The organism is Ohtaekwangia sp. (assembly GCF_036786105.1).
In the GTDB taxonomy this organism is placed as follows: Bacteria; Bacteroidota; Bacteroidia; order Cytophagales; family Cyclobacteriaceae; genus Ohtaekwangia.
On the sequence record NZ_DAIQRQ010000010.1, the window covers coordinates 33,382 to 38,297 of the forward strand.

A 4,916-nucleotide genomic window follows, 5' to 3' on the forward strand; every position below is an offset into this window, starting at 1 on the left:
GTATGAGATTTTGCCTAATCCTCCTGCTCTCTTTCCAATGTATTCTTGCTGCTGCCCAGGACCACGGATTTCCGTTTGGCCAAGTGACGTATCGGGAGCTCGACATTAAAACGTATGAAAAAGATACATCTGCTGCTGCCGTTATACTGGATGAATTTGGTGAAGCGTACATCGACAATGCAGGTAATCATGACCTCTTGTTTATATATCACACCAAGATCAAAATACTAAAACAATCCGGTGTTGAGAAAGCTACATTTGAGATTCCACTTTTTAAGGGAACAAGCCAGGTAGAGCTCGTACGATCCGTTAAAGCCTCTAGCTTCAACTATGAAAATGGCACGATGAAGGAGACGAAACTCGACAGTAAGAATGTATTCAAAGAAAATTATAACAAGCACTGGGATGTCTCCAAGTTCGCTATACCGAATGTGCGGATAGGAAGTGTTATCGATGTGATGTACACCATTGAGTCACCTTTTTTCTTCAAGTTCCGTAACTGGGAGTTCCAGGATGATATACCCAAAATAAAAAGTGAATACTGGGCTTCTATACCTGGTAATTTTATTTTCAATATTACACTGAAAGGCTATCTCAAACTTTCCAAAAACGAAAGCGAAGTGGTACGCGATTGCTTTTCTCCGGGAGGAGGTAACGTGGCAAGCTGTGCACGCTTCAAATGGGGCATGACGGATATTCCTGCTTTTAAAGAGGAAGAATACATGACGGCCAAATCGAACCTGCTCTCGGAAATAAACTTCGAGTTGTCAGAAGTAAAATATTTTGATGGTCGCACAGATAAGATTACCAAAGAATGGAAGGATGTAGAAGATGAACTTCGTAAGGACGAAAAATTTGGCCTTCAGTTAAAGCGGGGAAAAGACATTGTCGATGAACACGTAGAGCTGCTAACGGCAGGAGAAAGCGATCCGGTAAATAAAGCGAAGAAGATATACGACTTTATTAAAAACTGGTATCGCTGGAATGATGCATATGGTATGACCAGCGAGTTCGGCATCAAGAAAGCCTTCGATAAACAATCCGGAAATGTAGCAGATATTAATCTCTCGCTGATCGCTGCATTGAAATATGCAGGACTCAATGCTGAGCCTCTGATTTTGTCTACGCGTGAGAATGGTTTTCCTACTGAAATCCACCCAGTACTCACTGACTTCAATTACGTTATAGCCAAGCTTAATATAAACGACAAGGTATACCTCCTGGATGCCACGGACGATTTTCTGCCGTTTGGTATGATCGCCAAAAAATGCCTGAACGGAAAAGGCCGTGTGCTGGGAGAGAAGGAATCGTCCTGGTATGAGCTCAAGCCTGCAGAGAAGTCGAAGCAGATTATCATGGTTAACCTGAAACTGGATGATGCAGGTACGATTACAGGCACAGTACAGGCAACATTTACGGGTTACGAGGCGCTGGCTCAGCGCAAGGAGATAGCCAGTGCGGGCAGCGATAAAGAGTTTATGAAAGTGCTTGCCAAGAGAATGGTCGACCTCGAGATTAAAGATTTAAAAATTGAAAATATCGATGAGCTTGCCAAACCGTTGGTGATGAAGCTGGATATAGAAATGACAGGCTACGGCAACTTGAATGCTTCCAATATTTTGTTCAATCCATTTATAATAGGCAAGTGGAAACAGAACCCTTTCAAGTCGGCCGAGCGGTTATACCCGGTTGACTTCGGTGTGTCGATTGATGAATCGCTGATACTGAACCTTGAATACCCAACAACATTTGAAGTTGTTGATCTTCCCCAAAAAATAGGGTTGGCCTTACCAAACAGCGGAGGCCGTTATTTATATGATGTGCAAAACATCGGCAACCGTCTTACATTGAACAGTTCGCTGCTTATCTCACGAACATTCTTTTCTTCCGAAGAGTATCACTACATCAAGGAGTTATTTAATCGCGTTGTCGCGGCCCATCAGACTGACCTGATGTTCAGAAAAAAATTGTAGTGCCTTAAGGTGAATTTAAGTTTTGATTATATAGCCTTCTCATATCCATTTTTTATAAGCGAAGAAAGGACTGTTTTTATATGGATTGATGAAGCAAAGGAGAGAGGTTGAACAGGTATATAGCACCTGCTTTTAAGAATGATTCTAAATTACATTTTATTATTCAAATTATATATCAACTTCGCATTCCGTTTATACCTTCGCGCGAAATGGATGAAATTCACATCAAAAAACCCCATTTGAGGTAATATTTTCACCATTATTTATTGCGCAACGAATCAAATAAATTTGAAAAAATGAGTTCCGATAGTAGATTTGTGCCGCTTGTTTTGAAAACGGACACTGAACCTAACATGATAAAACATTTCACTTCTTCCGCTTGCAAGTTCCTCACTCTCGTTCTCGTTTTCGCATTAACCAGTTTTACATCTCACGCCCAGGAAATCTCTAAAGATGCTGCTGCTATTAGCGCAGGCCAGGCGTTGTTTAATGCGAACTGTAAGGCTTGCCACAGAGTACATCAAAAATTAGTTGGTCCAGCATTGGCCGGTGTTTATGATCGCACACCATCCATTGACTGGATCAAGTCTTTTGTAAAGAACTCATCAGCCGTTATTGCCAGCGGAGATGCGTATGCAGTAAAGCTGTATAACGACAACAACAAGACGCAAATGACTGCCTTCTCTTCTTTCAAAGATGAAGACATCATGAACATTCTGGCGTATGTAAAATCAGAGACAGACAAAGGTCCGGAGAAACAACCTGATGCAGGTGTACAACCAGCGGGAGGTGCGCAAGCCGCAGCAGGTGAAGGTGCTCCTTCAGCCTACCTCAATGTTATTCTGGTTGGTATGATCATCATCCTGATACTGCTGTTGGTAGTGCTTGGTTTCCTGGTGACAGCCCTCAAGCGTTTCCTCGATCAGAAAACTCTTTCCGAAGAAGATAAAGATATAGTAGAGCCTGCTGTTACAACCGGTTCAATCTTCAGAAGCCGCGGTTTTGTATTCGTGGTGGTATTCATCACGGCAGCACTGGGCTTCAAAGCGGTAATCAATGGTCTTTATTCTGTAGGTGTGCAGCAAGGTTATGCTCCTAAGCAGCCAATAGCTTTCTCACACAAAATTCATGCGGGTCAATATGAAATTGATTGTAAGTATTGCCACATCGGTGTAATGAAGAATAAGAGCGCGACCATTCCATCGGTTAATATCTGTATGAACTGCCACAACCAGATCAAATCCGGAACAATCACGGGCGAAGCAGAAATTGGCAAGATCGTGAAGGCTTACGAAACCAAGAAACCAATTGAGTGGGTACGTATCCACAACCTGCCTGATTTGGCATACTTCAACCACGCACAACACGTGAATGTAGCAGGAGTAGAGTGTCAGACCTGTCACGGTCCAATAGAGACAATGGATGTAGTGCGTCAGCACTCATTGTTAACTATGGGTTGGTGTATCGACTGTCACCGCAAGACCGATGTTAATACCAAGGGCAATGCCTATTACGATAATCTCGTAGAGATTCACAACAAGACGAAGAAGACACCAATGAAAGTAGAAGACATTGGTGGCCTCGAGTGTTCGAAGTGTCACTACTAGGATTTTCTTGGATATATATAGAATAACGATTAACTGAATAACGGATAACGATTCACTTTAAAATGGAAGAATCTAAAAAGGTATACTGGAAAGGCATCGAGCAGCTGGCAAACAATCCAGAGTTTGTAAAGAATGCTCATAGTGAATTTGCTCAGCCTGGTCCGGAAGAAGACCTGGGACATTCGCGCAGGGATTTTTTGAAGATGATGGGCTTTGGTATGTCTGCCGTTGCATTGGCTGCCTGCGAAGCGCCAATCCGCAAAGCTATCCCGTATGTTAACAAGCCGGTGGATATTGATCCAAGCTTGCCAAACTATTATGCCTCATCCTATATTAACGGAGGCGACTACGCCAGCATCGTGGTAAAAACACGTGAAGGCCGTCCTATCAAAATCGATGGAAATGCACTTTCATCTGTAACAAAAGGTGGAACCAGTGCGCAAGTTGAAGCTTCTGTTCTTTCATTATACGACAATGCCCGTCTGCGCGGCCCGAAAGCTGGCAAAGGCGAGAAAAAAGATAAGATAAGCTGGGAAGATCTCGATAAGCAGGTAATCACAAAATTGAATGAGATCTCAGGTAAAGGTGGTCAGATTCGTATCGTTAGCAACACCATCCTGAGCCCCAGCACAAAAGCAGTAATCGAAAAATTCAAAGCAACATACCCTACTGCACAGCTTGTTCAATACGATCAGACTTCTGCATACGGTATTGTAAAAGCAAATGAAGAATCTTTCGGAGCGGCTGTTATTCCTTCTTATGATTTCAGCAAAGCAAAAGTTATTGTAAGCGTTGCCGCGGATTTCATCGGAAGCTGGATTTCTCCAATTGAATTCACGAAGCAATATGCACTTACCCGCGAAGTAACTGAAGAGAAACGTGAGATGTCACGTCACTATCAGTTTGAATCGATCCTTTCAATCACCGGTGCAAATGCTGACTATAGATCACAAATCAAACCTTCTGAAGAAGGTGCTGTAGTAGTACAACTGTATAACCTGTTGGCAGGCAAAGCAGGCCGTCCTACTGTAAGCGGTGGTGTTGATAAACAATATCTCCAAAAAGCTGCCGACGAGCTGTGGGCAAACCGCGGTAACGCATTGGTAGTAGCAGGTTCTAACGACAAGTCAATCCAGGTGGTCGTTAACGCGATTAACGAAATACTCGGAAGCTACGGAACAACGATCGATTTAAGCTCACCGGTTCATTACCGCCAGGGCGATGATGTAGCCGCAGCTAACTTTGTAAGTGAACTGGAAGGTGGCAAGATCAGTGCCGTGATCTTCTATAACAGCAACCCTGTATACGACTATCCTGCTGGCGACAAGATTGCTGC

At 43.2% G+C, this 4,916-nt stretch carries 3 protein-coding genes; all 3 read left to right on the forward strand.

What is annotated here, in order from left to right; all coding sequences use genetic code 11:
* Window positions 1-1,973, forward strand: a 1,973-nt coding sequence (locus V7Q33_RS07045) for a hypothetical protein (protein ID WP_333819376.1), incomplete at its 5' end; no start/stop codon positions are given.
* Between the two features lie 353 nt (window positions 1,974-2,326).
* Window positions 2,327-3,580 carry a c-type cytochrome gene (locus V7Q33_RS07050; RefSeq protein WP_333819377.1) on the forward strand — a complete coding sequence of 418 codons (1,254 nt, stop codon included), beginning with the start codon at window positions 2,327-2,329 and terminating at the stop codon, window positions 3,578-3,580.
* Window positions 3,581-3,642: 62 nt separating this feature from the next.
* Window positions 3,643-4,916 (forward strand): TAT-variant-translocated molybdopterin oxidoreductase (locus V7Q33_RS07055; RefSeq protein WP_333819378.1); only part of this gene is annotated, 1,274 nt, incomplete at its 3' end.